Source organism: Roseovarius bejariae (assembly GCF_009669325.1).
GTDB lineage: Bacteria > Pseudomonadota > Alphaproteobacteria > Rhodobacterales > Rhodobacteraceae > Roseovarius > Roseovarius bejariae.
In genome coordinates this window covers 2,674,679-2,692,534 of the sequence record NZ_SZWE01000001.1, presented here as the reverse complement: position 1 = coordinate 2,692,534, position 17,856 = coordinate 2,674,679, and the positions used below count along the sequence as shown (strand labels likewise).

Genomic DNA, 17,856 nt, shown 5'->3' with positions numbered 1-17,856 from the left:
TGCACACCGCACCTGCCCGAATACGCCAAGTATGGAACATTTTCCCTTGTTAATAATGATTTATATCAATCCTCGGCGACGAGGTTAACCTTTATTAACCAAATGCCCGACAGGGCGGGAATTCAGCCCCCTCGCCAATAGCGATTGTGGCGGGCGAAAACCACCCCGGTCGGCCTTGATCAGGACGCCGCCGCAGCCACAAGAACAATCTCCCCGGGCCAGACCTGCCTGACCTGCTCGGCCGTCCGCCACGCCCGCAGGCCCGTTGCACAGCACAACGCGAGGCGCGTCCCGGGGTCGGGCAAATGCCCGGACACTTCGGCGGCAGCCAGGCGGTGCGCCGACGGATGCAAAGGGTCGCCATCTTCGCGCAACTCGATGATCTTGTCCCCTGCCCCAAGCTCCGAGGCCGCGACAAAGGCAAACCGCGCGTCAGGTTCCGGCGCGCCATCGAAACGGAAACTGCTGGACTGAAAGCGCAGGCCGTCGAACTGCACCAACTGCCCTAGTGGCGAGGGCGCAAGCCCCAGCAGAACACTCAACGCCATCTGCGCCTGCATCGCCCCGATCATCCCGACAACCGGCCCCAGAACACCAGCGGTTTCGCAACTCGCCCCGCTGTCCGGGGCCTCGGGGAACAGGGCGCGCAGCGATGGCGCCCCGCCACAAAACCCGCCCGCATAGCCCCCGAGCCCCAGAACCGAGGCACTGATAAGCGGCACACCCTGCGCCATGCAAATATCGCTCAGGGTATAGCTGACGGCATAGCTGTCCGCGCAATCCAGAACCAGATCCGCCGCCGCCACAAGGCCCGGCCCATTGGCCGGGGTCAGGGGGGTCTCAACCGCCTCAACCTTGATTTCCCCGTTGATCGCCCGGCAGCGATCCGCGGCAACCACGGCCTTGGGCGTCCCGCAATCCTCCTCGGCAAACAGGGTTTGCCGGTGCAGGTTCGACAGGGAAACCCTATCGGCATCGACGATCGTCAGATGGCCCACACCGGCCCCGGCCAGCAACGGCAAGGCCGGGGCGGCCAGCCCACCGGCCCCGACAACCAGAACACGCGCCCCGGTGATGCGGGCCTGCCCCTCCGCGCCCACCTCCGGCAGGATCATCTGGCGGGCATAGCGGCTCATCGCGTCACCTCGATCCACGCGCGCACCCGCGCCTCGGGGTCGGTATTCAGGGTAATATCCGTCACGACCGAGACGATATCCGCCCCCGCCTCGAAGACCCCCGGCGCGCGCTCCACCGACATGCCACCAATCCCGACCAGGGGCACAACACCGACCCGGGCCTTCCATTCGGCAACCCTCGGCAGGCCCTGCTGGTGCCATTTCATCTTCTTCAGGATCGTCGGATAGACCGGGCCCAGCGCCACGTAATCGGGCCGCATGTCCAGCACGCGCTCCAACTCCGCCTCGTCGTGGGTCGACACGCCCAGTTTCAGTCCCGCCGCGCGGATCGCCTGCAAATCCGCCTCATCAAGGTCCTCCTGCCCCAGATGCACCCAGTCACAGCCCAGTTCGATGGCCTCCCGCCAATGGTCGTTCACCACCAGAACCGCCCCATGCGCGCGGCACAGGTCCCGCGATGCGGCAATCTCGTCTCGGATGACGTCCTCGGGCTGGTCCTTGATCCGCAACTGCACCAGCTTCACGCCCAGCGGCAGCATCCGGCGCAGCCAATCGGAATGGTCGAAAATGGGGTAAAACCGATCAAGCGTCATGACAAAAAGGCCTTTCCGATCACCGGGGTCGAGGCTTCGGCCATGTCCCGCGCCTCGATGGGGTCGGCCTCATGCGCCAGTTTCCCGGCCTGAATCGCCCCCATCATCGCCCGCGCCATCGCCGCCGGGTCCCCGGCCCGCGCCACGGCGGTATTCAGCAGCACCGCGTCAAAGCCCAGCTCCATCGCCCGTGCGGCATGGCTGGGCAAACCGATCCCCGCATCGACGACCAAGGGAACATCGGGGAACTCCGCCCGCATCGCGCGCAGGGCATATTCATTGGTCAGGCCCCGCCCCGACCCGATCGGCGCGCCCCATGGCATCAACACCTCGCAACCCGCGCCCAACAGGCGCTCGGCCACGATCAGGTCCTCGGTGGTATAGGGGAACACCTCGAACCCCTCGTCGGTCAGGATGCGGGCCGCCTCGACCAGTTGGAACACATCTGGCTGCAAGCTATCGGTGTGGCCGATCAGTTCCAGCTTGATCCACTTGGTCCCAAAGACCTCGCGCGCCATCTGGGCCGTCGTCACCGCCTCCTTGACCGTATGGCACCCGGCGGTGTTGGGCAGGATCAGAACACCAAGGTCCTGAATCACCTGCCAAAAGGCCTGTCCCGCGCCCCCGGCGCCTTCCCGGCGCAAGGAAACCGTGGCGACCCCCGCGCCACTTTCCCTGAACGCCTGTTCAAGGATGGCCGGGCTTGGATACTGCGCCGTGCCCAGCATCAAAGGATTGGGCAATTCGGTCCCATAAAACGTCTTCATGGCTTATCCCCCCTGCATCGGGGCGACGATCTCGACCCGGTCACCCTCGTTCAACCTGTGTTGCTCCCGCAGGCCCGCAGGAACGAACGCCTCGTTCACCGCCGTTGCAACCCGCCCGGAAAAGCCGCATTCCGCCAGCAAACCCGACAGGGTGGCGGCGGTGACCTCGCGGGGGTCTCCGTTAACTACGATCTTCATCGACCATCTCCGAATGTCTGTTGTTCAGGGCCAGATCGGCCACCCCCCGCGCCAGCGCAGGCGCCAGAAGATACCCGTGCCGATACAGCCCGTTGGCATAAATCGTATGTCCCAGCCTGCGAATACGCGGCAGGTTGTCGGGAAACGCCGGGCGCAGATCGACGCCGATTTCCAGAACCTCCGCCTCGCCGAAGGCAGGGTTGAGCGCATAAGCCGCGCTGAGCAGTTCCAGCATGGACCGCGCGGTGATCCGGCTGCTGTCCTCGCTTTCGATCATCGTCGCGCCCAGCATGTAAATCCCGTCGCCGCGCGGCACGATATAAAGCGGGATACGCGGATGCAGCAGGCGCACGGGCCGCGACAGGTTCACATCCGGGCAGCGAATAACCAGCATCTCGCCCTTCACCCCACGCAGATCATGCAGGATGTCGCGGGCATGTAACCCCCTGCAATCAATGGCATTTTTCAGGCGTGGCGGCGCCGGCTTCCTGTGAAACGGCACCCCCTTGGCCTGCAGTCCCTTGTAAAGGTCCTGCAATGCCTTGCGCGGGTCCAGATGCGCCTCCCCCTCGAAAAACAGGCCCCTGGAAAATCCGGGCAGATCGGGTTCAAGCTCGGCCAACTCCGGGCCGACCTCGCGGAACGCCTCCGTGCGCCGGGCAAACCGGCGCATATCCGGGATGTCCCGGCGCGCGGCCACCACGAGCGTTCCGCGATGCGCCACCTCGGTCTTGTCCGCCCACCAGCCAATGGCCTCCTGCCCAAGGCGCAAAACCGGCTCTTCTGCGTTTTCATATTCGCACCACGGGGCCAACATGCCCCCGGCCCACCATGAACAGCCATGCGGACCCGGCGGGCCGGAGGGGTCGTAAACCTGCACCTCTGCCCCGCGCCCGACCAGTTCGGTGGCAACGGCAAGCCCCGCCACCCCGGCGCCGATAACGGTAAAACAGGTCATTCCGCCCCCCAATCACTGCCTGCGATGATCGCCGACACATGAGCCATGTCGATGCTCCGTTTACCAAGGGCACCGAACGCGGAAACTGTCCATCCAGATATAGAAGACCGTTCCCTACGCCGGCATTGCCCGGGTCAGGTTCGATGGGTTGACGCAATCACGCCTCTCAGCCTTGAAAAGGCACCCCAACGGTTACGCAAAGCGGTACCAACTCCCCCCGGCCCTGTCAAACCCGCGCCCCGAATTGCGGCGCAAATCCTGCAAAACTTGTTATAACACGCCACGAGCAGGCCCACGGCACGACGCCCACTTGCCCGAAGCTGGCCTCAAAAGCTCGGCTCGTGCAGGCGCCAATTTTTTCCGTTTTCACAACAAAACCGCTACACTCAAAGGATTGAACCTCATTAACGGGAAATACGCGCCACAAACTCAACCTAAAGAAGAATTTACTGTTAATAATCGCCTTCAGTTTGCCAATTGCCTTAATTTCGCCCAACTATCACGAGAACAACTTCAGCGAGAACAATAATCGAGCCAGGAAAAAACAATGCGCGTTCTTGCGATAGACGACGAACCGACATTTTGCGACCTGCTGCAAACACGGCTTGCACAACTCGGTATCTCAGATGTCGAAACCGCCTACACAGGGCAGGAGGCGCTTGAGAAAGCGTCTGACACCGACAATCCGTTCGATTGCTTCCTTGTCGACATCCGGATGATCCCGATGGATGGCATCGAGATCGTCCGGGGAATCCGCGCGATCCCGCACCACATGAGCACACCGATCATCATGATCTCGTCCCTGACCGACAAGGCCTCGATCGATGCGGCCTTCATGGCCGGTGCCAATGACTACATCACCAAGCCGCTTGATACGGTAGAGCTGAAAATCCGGCTCGAAATGGCGAATTCCATTCTGGAAGAACGTGCCCAGACACGCCTCCTGCACGAGCACCTTCTGGGACAGGAAGCGGCGCTCTACGCCCCCATGAATTTCGAAGACGAAATCATCCTGGAAGATGTCCAAAGTTCGATCAGCATGATGTCGATGGAAAATTTCCTGTTGAAACAGGGAAATATCCGCCTGCGCCAAAGCTGTGCCATCGGCTTTCACATGCTCAACGCCGAAAGCTATTTCCGCATGATGGACCCGACCTATTACGCGGTCCTGATGGGGGAAGTATCGCTGGCGGTCTCAAGAACTCTGGATTTTTGCCCCCATATGTTGGTCTGCCCCGGAAAAGGGGATGTCGTGGCGCTTCTGCTGGATCACCCCAATCCCGATGCCCAGAGCCTCGAACGCAACTTCCAAGAGGAAATGACCAAGCTCCGCTTGCGGTTGGCGAACCTCGACATGACCGTCCCGACCGTCAGGATGGGCGCCCCCACCCATGTCAGCCTGTGGCGTATGCAATGCCCGACGACCCTTATCAGCAAGGCGCGCGACGCGGCAGGTCAGCCGCCCCGACACAACGATGAAATCTTTATGCGAGACAGCGCATGACTCGGACACTCGCCCAAACCCCCGACCGGCAATCGCAAAACGGCGCCAATTTCGAACAGGCACTTCTGACCCTTCGAAATAACTTTTGCGATGGGCTGGACGAACGCATCTGCCGCATTGAAACGGCATGGGTCTCGGCCAAAAACGGCAGCATGGATATGGGCGACGCCCTTTCCGTTGTCGAGTTTGAAGCCCACCGGATCAGCGGCGTCGCCGGAAGCCTCGGCCTCAAACGCCTGGGCACGCAGGCACATGAATTGGAAGCGCGGATCATGGCGACATCCAAAAGCGCGTTGCAAGAACATGATCTGGCCGAGCTCGACACCCGGATAAACGGGTTTCTTGACCGCCTTGAGCAGGAACTGAACGAAGAATAGCCACGCTGCACGAACCGCCACTGGCACGCGCACGGCCAATAAGAACACCACGAAAGGGGCCTATAAAAGTGGTTGGAAAACCTGACAGGCTGAACAAAGTCTTCAAACCGCGCGATTTCCCCATCGCGGTCATGATCGCGGTCACGTTGACCATTCTCATGACCACCATAACCGCGAACAAGATCAATGCTTTTCTGCTGAGAGACGCACGCCAGGAAGCCGTGCAAGACGCCAGCCGCGAAGCCGAGATGATTGCGCGCTCCCTGCAACGGGAAATCATAAAATTCGAGGTCATCGCGCACGCGATACGATCCGTCATCGAACGGCACCCGAACCTGAACCAACAGGAATACCAACAACTTGTGAAGCCCTTGGTCGAAACATCGCCCTCGATCATCAATGCCGCCCGCTCCGATGGCTTCATTGTCGACCGGGTTTATCCGTTCGAAAGCAATCAGGCCGCGATCGGGTTGGATTATCGCGACATTCCCGATCAGTTCCCAGCGGTCAATGAGGTCTTGCGCAGCGGAGACACCAAGCTTCTGGGGCCCATTGACCTTGTTCAGGGGGGCACCGCCTTCATCCAGCGCTCCCCCTATTACGCCGAGGAGGATCAAAACAACGGCGGCCCTGCAACAGGCATCATATCCCTGATCATTGATCGCGACAGGCTGATCGCCCAAACCATGCAAAACCACGGCCCCGGTCACATGGATATCGCACTGCGCAAGCTCAACGAAAGGGCGCGCCCCGCCGGGCTGCTCTACGGCGACCCGACTGTTTTCAATCTCCACCCGGTCTTGCGCAATCTTCCAACCGATACAGGCACATGGCAAATCGGCCTGCGGCCCAGCACAGGCTGGCCACAAGAACCCGGCGCATCACTCGCGGTCTGGGTGGCAACCGCTTTGGCGTACGGGCTTTTGGGGTTTCTGCTTTTGGCCCTCTGGACGATGTACCGGTCCAAATCCATTACCGAAAATCAGCTCCGCTCGGCCATCAACTCCATCGAAGACGGGTTCGCGCTTTATGACAAGCATGACCGCCTCGTGTTCGCCAATGACAAATATCGCAGCTATTACACCCTGTCAGGCGACGCGATATATCCCGGTAATACATTCGAAAACATTCTCCGCACCGGTCTTGAGGAAGGCCAGTACGACGAGGCGATCGGACGTGAGGAAGAATGGCTTCAGGAACGGCTTGCGGCCCACCGCAACCCCTGTGAGCCCGTCGAACAAAAGCTGGCAGACGGCCGCTGGCTCCAGATCGCGGAAACCCGTTCACCAGAGGGCAACACCGCCGGCTTCCGCGTCGATGTGACCGAACTGAAACTGGCACGCGAAAAAGCCGAAGCCGCAAACCGGGCCAAGACCGATTTCCTCAACATCATCAGTCACGAGTTGCGCACGCCCCTGACTTCCGTCATCGGGTACGCCCGCTTTCTCGAAAACCTGTCGGTTCTGCCCGCCTTCAAGAAGGTCCAGGACAGCATCGCCAAAGGCCATGAGGCCGACGCACAGAAACGCGCACTGACCGAGCTGCACAACGAGATCGCGAATATGTCCAACCGGATCGCATCATCCAGTGATCACTTGCTGGGCCTGATCAACGACATTCTGGACCGGGCGCAATTCGAGGCCGAAACAATCCACCTCTACACCGCCCAATGCAACCTTCGGGACATTGTGAAAAGCGTGACGAAAACGCTTGAACTCAAGGCCGCTGAAAAAGGCCTCACTCTTGAAAGCGATGTCAGCGACGTTATTCTCCTGGCCGATGCCAAACGCCTTCGGCAGGCCCTGATCAACGTGATCGGCAACGCCATCAAGTTCACTGAAACGGGCGGCGTCTATATCTCCTCCGAACAGGATGAAAACCAAATCCGGCTCACCATCCGGGATACGGGCTGCGGCATCGGGGCCAAGGATCACGAGGACATCTTCGATCAATTCGTGCAGGTCGATACATCCGTGACACGCCGCAATTCGGGCGCGGGGCTCGGGCTGGCCATCACCCGCGAAATCATCAACCTGCACGGCGGTGACATCACCGTTGACAGCGAACTGGGGAATGGCAGCACCTTCACAATCACGCTTCCGGTCAGGCTGTGTAAATTGGGGTATGCCGCATGATGACGCCAGTCTCCGACATGGTTAACCCGCGCCTGCCCAAAGATGACCACGATCAGGCCCTAAGACAACCGTATGGTTGCTTTATAAGTTTTGTAACAAAGCGTTCAGGGTAGGAAAGTAACAATGCATCAAGACGCAAACAGACAAAGCCACTTGCAGATCGCGGCAAGCCCATCCTTGCCCGAAACGGAAGACCTGTCTTTCCTCGAAACCGTGCTCGAAGATTTGCAGGACGAGGTTTACGTTTATGCCTGTGACACGATGCGCTTTCGCTACTTGAACGGGGCGGCGCGCCAGCGCCTCGGCTGGACCATGGAACAGGCGCGTGACAAGTGCATCCATGACACCGTCGCCACCTTCGACACCGACGCCTTTCACCGCAAAACCGCCCCCCTGCTGGACGGTCGGCAGGATATGCTCATCGTCGAACTGACCTTCCCCAGCGGCCCGATCGAAGTTTCGACAAAACTTCTCAAAACGAAGGGCGAGGGCAACTTCTTCCTCTCGGTCGTGCGCGACCTGTCCCGCCGCAAGACCCTCGAAAACGCCAAGCTGCAAACCGTCTCGACAGTCAGTCACGAATTGCGCACCCCACTGACCTCAATCCACGGCGCGCTGCGCCTGTTGCAGGCCGGGGCGGTGGCCAACCTTGATGAAAATGCGCGCTGCATCGTCGATATCGCCTCGCGCAATACCGACCGGCTTTTGTCCATCGTGAACGACATTCTCGACTTCGAGAAGATCAAGGGCAACAAGATGGATTTCTCGATTGCCGAGATGGACATCCTTCAGTGCCTGCACGACACCCTTGAGCTGGTCTCGGGGATCGCCGCCGAAAACGATGTCACGCTTGACGTGGAAACCCATCTGGACAGTGCCACGGTCCTTGGAAATCCCGACCGCGTGGCGCAGGTCATCACCAACTTCGCCTCCAATGCCATCAAGTATTCTCCCAAGGGCGGCACCGTAACATTCGGGGTCACGCCCAAAGACGGCAGCATTCTGTTTTCCGTCTCTGACGAGGGGCCCGGAATCGCGAAAGATCATCAGACCATGCTGTTCAAACCCTTTTCACAGGCCCGCGCCGGGGACGGTAGCAAAAGGCCGGGCACCGGCCTTGGCCTTGCGATCGTGGCGGCAATCCTGCATCGTCTTGAATATCCGGTCGATTGCGCATCCGAAGTGGGCCAAGGCAGCACGTTTTCATTCCGAATCCCCGAACATCGCGTCGTGCAGACCGATGCCCCGCGGACAAAAACCACCGGAGCGGCATGACTGCCGCGCGCATCCTACCCTTTCCAATCGCCCCCAAACAGGAGACAGGCGTGCCACAAGACACTTTGAAAACGATCCTCCATGTCGACGACGATGTCGATATCCGCGTCATTATCCAGATGGCCCTGGAAACCGTGGGGTCCTTCGAGGTGCACCAGTTCGCCACCGGACAAGAGGCCGTGGATGCCGTCGAAACCGTCCAGCCCCAGATGCTTTTGCTTGATATGATGATGCCCGACATGTCGGGCGAAGATGTCTGGCGCAAGATTTCCGAGCAACCCGCCGGAGGCAATCTGCCAACCATTTTCCTCACCGCCAAAGCCGAGGATTCCCTGTCTCAGGAATTGCTGCGCAAAGGTGCCCTGGCCGTCATCACCAAGCCGGTCGATCCCATGACCCTTGCCACCCGCATCGAAGAGATATGGGCCAAAGCCGCAACCGCGTGACGTTACAAGGAGGCTGCCGCGCGGCTGGCCTGATCGTATTGCCCCGAAAGGGCCCGCAGGGTCCGGGCAAACTCGCGCAGTTCCTCGCCTGACACGCCGGTTCCACCCGAGACATCCAAAAGGCACTGTCGCCGCACATCGCGATAGGCCTCACAAAGCGCGGCCCCCTCCTGCGAAGTTCGATAGAACACTTCCTTGCCGCGCTTCTCCGAAACGATCAGCCCGGCCTTGGACAATTTCCGCAAGGCGTAATTCACCGTGTGCGTATCCTCGATATTGAGCAAAAAGCAAATATCCGACAGCCGCTTGTCCCGGTTGCGATGATTCGTGTTGTGCAAGATCAGGATATCCAGCGGGTTCAGATCCGCCTGCCCCGCCGCCGCCATGCAGCGGGTCATCCACCGCGAAAACGCATTGAACGCGATAATCAGGCCAAACTCGAACTCCGACATTTCCCAACCCTCGCCCTCGGCAAGATGCCGGGATGATACAATACGGCGGTTGTCGGATTGGGGTTGAACCATGCTTTCGCCCTCATCGCTGTCAAAACACCTGCGTTTTACAAACTTTTTCACATTTCCCGGCCCATGACAATTGCCCGTTCGCCCAAACCACCGCGCCGATGTCCAAGCGCGCCTTGGGGCTACCGCGCGGACGGGCAGTCGCGACCGCGATCTAAAAATGACAAAACGTTGACAAATTGCAAACGTTAACCCAGTGTTCCCACATCATAACAAACACAGGGAGCCAAAACCGATGTTTATGTCACGACTTCTTGGCGGGGCCGCCGTTGCCATCGCCGCGCTCAGCATTCCGGCCAGTGCCGAAACATGGGATATGCCCACGCCATACCCCGACGCCACCTTCCACACCAAGAACATCCACGAGTTCGCCAAGGACATCGAAGAGGCCACCGGCGGCGATCTGTCGATCAAGGTCCACTCGGCGGGGTCGCTCTTCAAACACCCCGAAATCAGCAAGGCGGTCCGCAGCGGGCAGGTCCCCGCGGGCGAATTCTTCCTGTCGCTTCTGGCCAACGACAACCCGGTCTTCGGTGCCGACTCCCTGCCCTTCCTCGCCACCAGCTATGACGAGGCGATGAAGCTCTGGGACGCGCAGGAAGAGGTCATCACCGGCCTGCTCGACGAACAGGGCCTGATGCCGCTCTACGCCGTGCCGTGGCCGCCGCAGGGGCTCTATACCACCAAGGAAATCGCCTCGGTCGATGACCTCGCGGGCCTGAAATTCCGCACCTACAACGCCACACTGGAACAGTTCGCCAACCTCGCGGGCGCGGCCCCGACACAGGTCGAAGTGCCCGACATCCCGCAGGCCTTCAGCACCGGCCGCGTCGAGGCGATGATCACCTCGCCCTCCACCGGCGTGAACTCCAAGGCATGGGATTTCCTGTCGCATTACACCGACATCCAGGCCTGGATTCCGAAAAACATCGTCGTGGTGAACAAGCGCGCCTTCCGTCGCCTTGACGAGGACACCCAACAGGCCGTCCTCGATGCCGCCGCCAAGGCCGAAACCCGCGGCTGGGAGATGAGCAAGGCGGAATCCGCCGAAATGGTCGAGGTCCTCAAGGAAAACGGCATCACCGTGGTTGACCCCTCCGATGACCTGATGACCGGCCTGCGCGAAATCGGCGCGCAAATGCTGGAAAGCTGGAAAGAAGACGCCGGCGACACCGGCCAGCAGCTTCTCGACGCCTACCAGGGCTAAGCCGACCAAAGCCCGCGGCGCGCGCAAGACGCGCCCGGGCACCCCCTCCACCCACAGGGAGACACCACTCATGCGGCGCGCACTCGACATGCTCTATCGTGCGGCTGGCGGCCTTGCGGCGCTCTTTATCGTGGCGATCGTGGCCCTGGTCTTTGCACAGGTCGGCCTCAATCTCGCGGACAAGATCACCGCCGCCCTCACCGGCACCGGCCTCGGCGTGACGATCCCCTCCTACGCCGATTTCACCGGCTTTTTCCTCGCCGCCTCCAGCTTCCTTGCGCTGGCCTATACCCTGCGCAAGGGCGGCCATATCCGCGTCACGCTCATCACCCAGGGGCTCGGCCAACGCGCCAACCACGTGGCCGAGATCGTGGTCACCACGCTGGCCCTCGGCATGGCCGGTTTCGGGACATGGTACATGGTGCTGCTGGTGCTGGAATCGCATGAATTCGGCGACAAAAGTTCCGGCATGGTCTCGGTCCCTCTGTGGATTCCGCAACTTCCCGTGGCCCTTGGCCTCGCGGTGCTCACCCTCGCCCTCGCCGATGAACTTGTCAGCCTCCTGCGCGGCCACCCGGCCAGCTGGGCGGACAAGGGCGAAACCCTTCTGAACGAGTGAGGCCCGGCCATGTCCATTGCCCTTCTGTCCATCATCCTGCTTGTCCTGCTCTTCGCCTTTCTCGGCGCGGGACTTTGGGTGGCCTTCGCGCTTCTGGGCGTCGGCATGGCCGCCATGGCCCTCTACAGCGGCGCCCCCCTTGGCCTTGTCATGGCCACCACCCTTTGGGGGCATGGCAACTCATGGGCGCTTGCCGCCCTGCCGCTGTTCATCTGGATGGGTGAGATCCTGTTCCGCTCGCGCCTCTCGGACGATATGTTCGCGGGGCTCTCGCCATGGCTCACCCGCCTTCCAGGGCAACTGCTCCACGTCAATGTCTTTGCCTGCGGGATCTTCGCCGCCGTCTCCGGCTCCTCGGCGGCCACCGCCGCCACCATCGGCAAACTCTCGATCCCCGAACTGTCAGAGCGCGGCTACCCCGAGAAAATGATCATCGGCACGCTGGCCGGGTCGGCCACCCTCGGCCTGTTGATCCCGCCCTCGATCATCCTGATCGTCTATGGCGTGGCCACCGAACAATCCATCGCCCGGCTCTTCGTCGCGGGCGTCCTGCCGGGTGTGCTTCTGGTCGGGCTTTTCGTGGGCTACGTGATCCTCTGGGCGCTGCTCAACCGCAAGCGCCTTCCCGATGAAACGCTCCACGTCGGCTTTGCCGAGCGGCTCCGGCAATCCCGCCGCCTGATCCCGGTCGTCCTGCTTATCCTCGGCGTGATCGGCTCGATCTACGCAGGCCTCGCCTCGCCCACCGATGCCGCCGCCGTGGGCGTGGTGCTGGCCCTCCTCCTGTCCTGGAGCAGCGGCTCACTCACCAAGAAAACATTCATCGACGGGTTGATGGGCGCCACGGTCACCTCCTGCATGATCGCCTTCATCCTCGCCGGGGCCTCCTTCCTGACGGTGGCCATGGGCTTTACCGGCATCCCGCGCATCCTTGCCGAATGGATCGGCTCCCTCGGGCTGTCCACCTTCACGCTTCTGGCCGCGCTGACGGTGTTCTTCGTCATCATGGGCTGCTTTCTCGACGGTATCTCGGTCGTGGTCCTGACCGCCTCGGTGATCATGCCCATGGTGCTTGAGGCCGGGATCGACCCGCTCTGGTTCGGGATCTTCCTCGTGATCGTGGTCGAGATGTCGCAAATCACCCCGCCCGTGGGCTTCAACCTCTTCGTGATCCAGTCGCTCACCGGGCGCGACATCCTCTTCGTCGCCAAGGCCGCGCTGCCCTTCTTCCTGCTGATGGTCGCCGCCCTGGTCCTGATCGCGGTATTCCCCGGCATCGTCACCTACCTGCCGGGGCAGATGTAAGGCGGGGGCCGCCGCTCAGGCGCCCCCCCAATCCATCACCACCTTCCCCGACTGCCCCGAGATCATGGCGGCAAAGCCATCCTCGAACTCATCAATCCCGATCCGATGGGTAATCACCCCCGAAACATCCAGCCCCGATTGCACCAGCGCGATCATCTTGTACCACGTCTCGTACATCTCGCGGCCATAGATGCCCTTGATATGCAGCATCTTGAAAATCACCGTGTTCCAATCCACGGGGAATGCCGTCGGCGCGATCCCGAGCAACGCCACCTTCCCGCCGTTGTTCATCCGCGCGATCATCTGCTGCATCGCCGGCGCCGCCCCCGACATCTCAAGCCCCACGTCGAACCCCTCACTCATGCCGATATCCGACATCACCTCGCGCAGGGTCACCGCCGAGGTATCCACCACGTGCTGCACCCCCATCTTGCGCGCCAGCTCCAGCCGATAGGGGGCTATATCGGTGATCACCACCTTGCGCGCCCCGGCCCGCTGCGCCACCAGCGCGCCCATGATGCCGATCGGCCCCGCGCCGGTCACCAGAACATCCTCGCCCACCAGGTCGAAACTCAACGCGGTATGCACCGCATTGCCGAAGGGGTCGAAAATCGCCGCGATCTCGTCGGGGATGTCATCGGGGATCGGCACCACGTTGCTTTCCGGCAAACAGATGTATTCCGCGAAACTCCCCGGCCTCTGCACGCCCACCCCCTTGGTATTGCGGCACAAATGCCCCCGCCCCGCACGGCAATTGCGGCAGGCATTGCACACGATATGCCCCTCGCCGCTCACCCGCTGGCCAAGGTGGTACTTCCCGGCCCCCGGCCCGCAATCCACCACCTCGCCCATGAACTCATGGCCCACCACCATGGGCACCGGCACCGTCTTGGCGCTGAACTCATCCCATTTCCAGATATGCACATCCGTGCCGCATATCGCCGATTTGCGCACCTTGATCAGCACCTCACCGGGGCCAACCTCGGGCACCGGCACATGCTCCATCCAAAGCCCCGGCTCGGGCCGCGCCTTGACCAGCGCCTTCATCCGGTTTTCCATCAGATCACCCCCAGTTCACGGCCCACCGCCTCGAAGGCATCAATCGCCCGATCCAGCATCTCGCGCGTGACCGCCGCGCTCATCTGTGTCCTGATCCGGTCCTGCCCCTTCGGCACCACCGGGAAGCTGAAGGCGGTCACGTAAACCCCCCGCTCGCCCAAGCGCGCCGCCATGTCCTGCGCCAGCTTCGGGTCGCGCAACATCACCGGAATGATCGCATGCTCTCCCGGCAACAACTCGAAACCCAAGGCCCCCATCCGCTCGCGGAAATACGCCGCATTCTCCCAAAGCCGCGCGCGCATCGCCGCACCCTCGCTCTCCAACAAATCGAACACCGTCAGGGATGCCCCGGCAATCACCGGCGCCAGCGTGTTGGAAAACAAATACGGCCGCGAGCGTTGCCTGAGCCAATCCACCACCCGCGCACTGGCCGCGGTATACCCGCCCGAGGCCCCGCCAAGCGCCTTGCCAAGTGTCCCTGTCAGGATATCCACCCGCCCCATGACCCCGCAATGCTCATGGCTCCCCCGGCCGGTCTCGCCCAGAAACCCGGTGGCATGGCAATCATCCACCATGACCATCGCGTCATAGCGTTCGGCCAGATCGCAAATCGCCTCCAGCTTGGCGATATAACCGTCCATGGAAAACACCCCGTCGGTGGCGATCATCCGATGCCGCGCGCCCTGCGCCTCCTGCAAACAGCGCTCAAGGTCCGCCATATCCGAATTGGCATAGCGATACCGCTGCGCTTTGCACAAACGCACCCCGTCAATGATGCTCGCATGATTGAGCGCATCCGAGATGATCGCATCCTCCGGCCCGAGAAGCGTTTCAAACAACCCCGCGTTGGCATCGAACGCCGCCGCATAAAGGATCGCATCCTCCATCCCCAGAAACGCCGCGATCCGCGCCTCCAGCGCCTTGTGTTCCTCTTGGGTGCCGCAAATGAACCGCACGCTGGCCATCCCGAACCCATAGCGGTCCAAGGCCTCATGCGCCGCCGCGATCACCCGCGCATCATCGGCCAAGCCAAGGTAGTTGTTGGCGCACAGGTTCACCACCTCCGCTCCCCCCTCCAACGAAACCTCTCCGGCCTGCATCGAGGTGATCACCCGCTCGCGCCTGTAAAGCCCCTCTTCGCGCAGCCCGTTCAGCCGCGCGCCTAAATCCTGATCGAACCTCTCGGATGCGCGCATGACGCCCCCCTTTCTTCTTTTCACAAGTATCCCGGGGTGGGTTGAAAATCCCATTTTCAACCAAGGGGCAGCGCCCCTGAAAAATCCCGGCTCATCACATGCGGTCCCCCACAGCGTCGCGCGTCCCCGGCCACAGGTCCAGAGCAAAGATCAAAGAATTCACCATCGGGCTATTGCGAAAAAACGGACCGCCGGGCGCGCAGGCGCACCGCGTTTCGTACGACTCGTACGAAACTCTGGTTGGTCCCCCGGATTTTCGTACGAAACCCATGGTTAAAACGTACGACTCGTACGTTAACCATTCAGCATCCGGGCCAGTTTCACCCGGTCGATCTTGGAATGGTGCCGCGCATCCATCGGCATGGCCGATACAAGCTCCAGTTTTTCGATCCCCAAGGTCCGCGCGGCCTCTTTCCACTCTGGCAAATACCGCCGCTCACCCTCGATCAGCAGGACCGGGGAATTTGATTTTTCCATTAATGCACAATGGGTTACACCTTTCCACCCGGCTGCCGCCACTTCCACGACGAAAGGGTGGATCGGCCCATCCGGCCCGTCAACCTCATCGCCCACCCGACCCCAAAGCCACAAGCGCCCTTGCGTGTCCAAGCGCCCGGCATCCCCCGTGCGGTGCCAAACGTCGTCCCCCTCGAAAATCTTGTTCTCACGGGTCTGCGCGGGGTCGAGGTAAGACTTGTTAACGTGATCTCCGGTGACTTCGATCTCACCCTCACAAATCCTTAATCGCACCTCCGGCACCGGGCGGCCCACCAAAAGGCCCGCCCCCCGCGCCATTTCCTCCATGTCCTCTGCGTCGATCTCTTGGCCCTTCAGATGGGCAATCGGCTCCGCCTCGGTGGAGCCATAGACACAGGTCACATCAACCCCAAGATCATCTTGCAGGCGTTTGACAACATTGGGAAAAACAGGACCGCCCCCGGTGAACACATGGCGCAGGCCGGTCTTGCCCGCCCCGGGTAAAAGCCCCGCCAGCGACGGCGGTAAAAGCGCCCGTGTCGCCCCGGTTTCGCGCAACCAATCCCCCAATCGCGCCGGCGTCAGGCGCGCCAATCGGCTCATTTTCCAACAGGGCAGGATCGAGGTTCGCCCCGCCGCAAGGTTAACCAAGGTAAAGACAGGGAATGCCACCAGATCGCGCTCTTCCCCCTCGCTCTCCAAGATCGACGCGACCGCATCATACTGTGCCATAAGGAAAAAATGGCTCCGCGGGATCGCCTTGGGTGCCCCCGTGGTCCCCGAGGTAAACGAGATGAGCGCCACCGCCTCGTTAACCCGTTCCTTAACCTCTGTTACCTCCGCTGGCGCGTGGGGGCGCAAAACCGGCACCCTCCAAAGCCCCGGTATAATCAACTTCAGGAACCTGTATAACCCCTTGGCACAAAAGGCTTTTGGCTTGGTCGTCGCCACCGCATGGCGCAGCCCCTTCAGCCCCATGGCAGGTTCCGGCAAAACCACCGTCGCCCCCAAGGACCACAGGGCGGCAAGGCTGGCATAAAGCTCGACGTTAACCCCCATTGCCATAAGCACCCGGTCGCCGGGTCGCACTCCCTTGGCCCGCCATTCTTCCGCTAACCCTCTGGAAAGGCTTTGTAATTCCTGAAACGTGACCTCCCGGCCGCTGCCATCGACAATCGCCACCCGCTCCGGGTGCCGTGCCACGGCCGCGTCGAAATGATCAAGCAAATCAGTCATTTAGCTCAAGACCCAACAATTCGTAGCGGCGAAAAATCTTGCCACCTTCCTGTTCACTGCGCTCAGCGGATTGGTTGGCATCATGGATCAAACCATGGATTAAATGCTTGTACCCCAATGACTTAGCCGCAGTTTGACAGGCATGCACCAAGGCCCGCCCGGCCCCGCGCACAAGGCTGGCATAGGTTTTCAGGATCACGGTTTCACTCTCCGGCCCATGCGCATAGTCAGGAATAGCAAACAGGAACCCCGCCAATTCCCCCTCGGGCGTTCGGGCGAAAACGATCAGCTCTTTCTTGAGCATCGGCACGATGGGCATATACATCGTAAGGAACTGCTCCACCGTGATCGGCTTATAAAAGGCATTGTTTTCAAAAGCTTGAGAGGACACATGGAACACCTGCCGGAACAAGTTTTCTGGATCGGCCCCATCCCATGCCTCGATCCGAAACCCTTCACTCTCCGGCGGCGACGCGCCGATGTCCTCAAGGGATTGCCGCGCCGAGAAATAGCGCCCAATCACCGAAAACCCCGCCGCATGAAACGCCGCCCGCGCCTCCGGCATCTCCTTGGGCTCCATCAAGAACGCCGGACTCCCGTCGCTTTCACTGACGAAACGGTAACTATGCCATGTATCCCCCGACATTGGCCCGACCATACGGTCGAAGCCTTTTTCCCCTGCCATATCAATGGCTTGTTGCAAAATCTGCTTCCCGTCTGCGCGCGACCGAAAGGCGATGTCTCCAATTGCCACCGTTGGCACGCCATCCCATTCAGGTGCATCCCAATACAATGTCAGGCGCCCGCCATCTGTCTTCAAAACCTCTTTCGTCATCTTGGCACCCCT

Annotated in this window: 18 protein-coding genes and 1 riboswitch; of the genes, 8 read left to right on the top strand and 10 right to left on the bottom strand. The window is 61.1% G+C overall.

Translation table 11 applies throughout. From position 1 onward, the window contains the following. Positions 1 to 179: 179 nt before the first annotated feature. The 5 genes from FDP25_RS13060 to FDP25_RS13040 are packed head-to-tail and all read right to left on the bottom strand — an operon-like array spanning position 180 to position 3,652. A complete protein-coding gene (locus FDP25_RS13060; protein WP_154152459.1) occupies positions 180 to 1,136 on the bottom strand; it encodes a HesA/MoeB/ThiF family protein in 957 nt (318 codons plus the stop codon). After that, positions 1,133 to 1,729, bottom strand: a complete 597-nt coding sequence (locus FDP25_RS13055) for a thiamine phosphate synthase (protein WP_154152456.1) — start codon at positions 1,727 to 1,729, stop codon at positions 1,133 to 1,135. Before FDP25_RS13055 ends, FDP25_RS13060 begins: the two co-directional genes overlap by 4 nt. Continuing rightward, on the bottom strand, positions 1,726 to 2,496 hold the full coding sequence (locus FDP25_RS13050; protein ID WP_154152453.1) for a thiazole synthase: 771 nt from the start codon (positions 2,494 to 2,496) through the stop codon (positions 1,726 to 1,728). Before FDP25_RS13050 ends, FDP25_RS13055 begins: the two co-directional genes overlap by 4 nt. Positions 2,497 to 2,499: 3 nt before the next feature. Further along, a complete protein-coding gene (gene thiS / locus FDP25_RS13045) occupies positions 2,500 to 2,694 on the bottom strand; it encodes a sulfur carrier protein ThiS (protein WP_154152450.1) in 195 nt (64 codons plus the stop codon). Then, a complete protein-coding gene (locus tag FDP25_RS13040) occupies positions 2,678 to 3,652 on the bottom strand; it encodes an FAD-dependent oxidoreductase (RefSeq protein WP_154152447.1) in 975 nt (324 codons plus the stop codon). The genes thiS and FDP25_RS13040 overlap by 17 nt, the downstream gene beginning before the upstream one ends. Positions 3,653 to 3,746: 94 nt before the next feature. Then, a riboswitch (TPP riboswitch) is annotated at positions 3,747 to 3,850 on the bottom strand. 349 nt (positions 3,851 to 4,199) lie between these two features. Between FDP25_RS13040 and FDP25_RS13035 the strand changes: the two genes are divergently transcribed. From FDP25_RS13035 to FDP25_RS13015, 5 genes are all read left to right on the top strand, one after another. Continuing rightward, a complete protein-coding gene (locus FDP25_RS13035) occupies positions 4,200 to 5,156 on the top strand; it encodes a response regulator (protein WP_154152444.1) in 957 nt (318 codons plus the stop codon). Beyond that, a complete protein-coding gene (locus FDP25_RS13030) occupies positions 5,153 to 5,533 on the top strand; it encodes an Hpt domain-containing protein (protein ID WP_154152441.1) in 381 nt (126 codons plus the stop codon). Before FDP25_RS13035 ends, FDP25_RS13030 begins: the two co-directional genes overlap by 4 nt. A gap of 68 nt (positions 5,534 to 5,601) precedes the next feature. After that, positions 5,602 to 7,668, top strand: coding sequence for an ATP-binding protein (locus tag FDP25_RS13025; protein ID WP_154152438.1), 2,067 nt, complete (start codon positions 5,602 to 5,604; stop codon positions 7,666 to 7,668). Positions 7,669 to 7,791: 123 nt separating this feature from the next. Then, positions 7,792 to 8,943, top strand: a complete 1,152-nt coding sequence (locus FDP25_RS13020; RefSeq protein WP_154152435.1) for a PAS domain-containing sensor histidine kinase — start codon at positions 7,792 to 7,794, stop codon at positions 8,941 to 8,943. A gap of 50 nt (positions 8,944 to 8,993) precedes the next feature. Beyond that, positions 8,994 to 9,389: a response regulator gene (locus tag FDP25_RS13015; protein WP_172982800.1), complete on the top strand. Its 396-nt coding sequence runs from the start codon at positions 8,994 to 8,996 to the stop codon at positions 9,387 to 9,389. Between the two features lie 2 nt (positions 9,390 to 9,391). On the opposite strand, the gene FDP25_RS13010 is transcribed toward FDP25_RS13015, so the two are convergent. Next, positions 9,392 to 9,913 (bottom strand): winged helix DNA-binding protein, encoded by a 522-nt coding sequence (locus tag FDP25_RS13010; RefSeq protein WP_154152429.1) that lies wholly within the window; start codon positions 9,911 to 9,913, stop codon positions 9,392 to 9,394. A 232-nt stretch (positions 9,914 to 10,145) separates the two neighbouring features. Here FDP25_RS13010 and FDP25_RS13005 point away from each other — a divergent pair, with 232 nt between their 5' ends. From FDP25_RS13005 to FDP25_RS12995, 3 genes are all read left to right on the top strand, one after another. Next, positions 10,146 to 11,117, top strand: coding sequence for a TRAP transporter substrate-binding protein (locus FDP25_RS13005; protein ID WP_154152426.1), 972 nt, complete (start codon positions 10,146 to 10,148; stop codon positions 11,115 to 11,117). Between the two features lie 70 nt (positions 11,118 to 11,187). Next, positions 11,188 to 11,736: a TRAP transporter small permease gene (locus FDP25_RS13000; RefSeq protein ID WP_154152423.1), complete on the top strand. Its 549-nt coding sequence runs from the start codon at positions 11,188 to 11,190 to the stop codon at positions 11,734 to 11,736. Positions 11,737 to 11,745: 9 nt separating this feature from the next. After that, on the top strand, positions 11,746 to 13,041 hold the full coding sequence (locus tag FDP25_RS12995) for a TRAP transporter large permease (protein ID WP_154152420.1): 1,296 nt from the start codon (positions 11,746 to 11,748) through the stop codon (positions 13,039 to 13,041). A gap of 15 nt (positions 13,042 to 13,056) precedes the next feature. Here FDP25_RS12995 and tdh read toward each other — a convergent pair whose 3' ends face one another. The 4 genes from tdh to FDP25_RS12975 all read right to left on the bottom strand — a co-directional run bounded on the left by tdh (position 13,057) and on the right by FDP25_RS12975 (position 17,844). Continuing rightward, the gene (gene tdh, locus FDP25_RS12990; protein WP_218939984.1) at positions 13,057 to 14,088 is read right to left on the bottom strand and encodes an L-threonine 3-dehydrogenase; all 1,032 of its coding nucleotides are present in this window, start codon (positions 14,086 to 14,088) and stop codon (positions 13,057 to 13,059) included. Positions 14,089 to 14,099: 11 nt separating this feature from the next. Further along, positions 14,100 to 15,296: a glycine C-acetyltransferase gene (locus FDP25_RS12985; RefSeq protein WP_154152414.1), complete on the bottom strand. Its 1,197-nt coding sequence runs from the start codon at positions 15,294 to 15,296 to the stop codon at positions 14,100 to 14,102. Between the two features lie 294 nt (positions 15,297 to 15,590). Beyond that, positions 15,591 to 17,009 (bottom strand): AMP-binding protein, encoded by a 1,419-nt coding sequence (locus FDP25_RS12980; RefSeq protein WP_154152411.1) that lies wholly within the window; start codon positions 17,007 to 17,009, stop codon positions 15,591 to 15,593. Further along, positions 17,002 to 17,844, bottom strand: coding sequence for a GNAT family N-acetyltransferase (locus FDP25_RS12975; protein WP_154152408.1), 843 nt, complete (start codon positions 17,842 to 17,844; stop codon positions 17,002 to 17,004). Before FDP25_RS12975 ends, FDP25_RS12980 begins: the two co-directional genes overlap by 8 nt. Between the last annotated feature and the right edge of the window lie 12 nt (positions 17,845 to 17,856).

Excerpts from the sequence above, each read along its gene's own strand:
- FDP25_RS13005 (WP_154152426.1), top strand. The coding sequence starts at position 10,146 with ATGTTTATGTCACGACTTCTTGGCGGGGCCGCCGTTGCCATCGCCGCG.
- tdh (WP_218939984.1), bottom strand. The coding sequence starts at position 14,088 with ATGAAGGCGCTGGTCAAGGCGCGGCCCGAGCCGGGGCTTTGGATGGAG.
- FDP25_RS13035 (WP_154152444.1), top strand. The coding sequence starts at position 4,200 with ATGCGCGTTCTTGCGATAGACGACGAACCGACATTTTGCGACCTGCTG.
- FDP25_RS13060 (WP_154152459.1), bottom strand. The coding sequence starts at position 1,136 with ATGAGCCGCTATGCCCGCCAGATGATCCTGCCGGAGGTGGGCGCGGAG.
- FDP25_RS13055 (WP_154152456.1), bottom strand. The coding sequence starts at position 1,729 with ATGACGCTTGATCGGTTTTACCCCATTTTCGACCATTCCGATTGGCTG.
- FDP25_RS12980 (WP_154152411.1), bottom strand. The coding sequence starts at position 17,009 with ATGACTGATTTGCTTGATCATTTCGACGCGGCCGTGGCACGGCACCCG.
- FDP25_RS13010 (WP_154152429.1), bottom strand. The coding sequence starts at position 9,913 with ATGGTTCAACCCCAATCCGACAACCGCCGTATTGTATCATCCCGGCAT.
- FDP25_RS12995 (WP_154152420.1), top strand. The coding sequence starts at position 11,746 with ATGTCCATTGCCCTTCTGTCCATCATCCTGCTTGTCCTGCTCTTCGCC.
- FDP25_RS13030 (WP_154152441.1), top strand. The coding sequence starts at position 5,153 with ATGACTCGGACACTCGCCCAAACCCCCGACCGGCAATCGCAAAACGGC.
- FDP25_RS13040 (WP_154152447.1), bottom strand. The coding sequence starts at position 3,652 with ATGACCTGTTTTACCGTTATCGGCGCCGGGGTGGCGGGGCTTGCCGTT.
- FDP25_RS13020 (WP_154152435.1), top strand. The coding sequence starts at position 7,792 with ATGCATCAAGACGCAAACAGACAAAGCCACTTGCAGATCGCGGCAAGC.
- FDP25_RS12975 (WP_154152408.1), bottom strand. The coding sequence starts at position 17,844 with ATGACGAAAGAGGTTTTGAAGACAGATGGCGGGCGCCTGACATTGTAT.
- FDP25_RS13000 (WP_154152423.1), top strand. The coding sequence starts at position 11,188 with ATGCGGCGCGCACTCGACATGCTCTATCGTGCGGCTGGCGGCCTTGCG.
- FDP25_RS13050 (WP_154152453.1), bottom strand. The coding sequence starts at position 2,496 with ATGAAGACGTTTTATGGGACCGAATTGCCCAATCCTTTGATGCTGGGC.
- thiS (WP_154152450.1), bottom strand. The coding sequence starts at position 2,694 with ATGAAGATCGTAGTTAACGGAGACCCCCGCGAGGTCACCGCCGCCACC.
- FDP25_RS12985 (WP_154152414.1), bottom strand. The coding sequence starts at position 15,296 with ATGCGCGCATCCGAGAGGTTCGATCAGGATTTAGGCGCGCGGCTGAAC.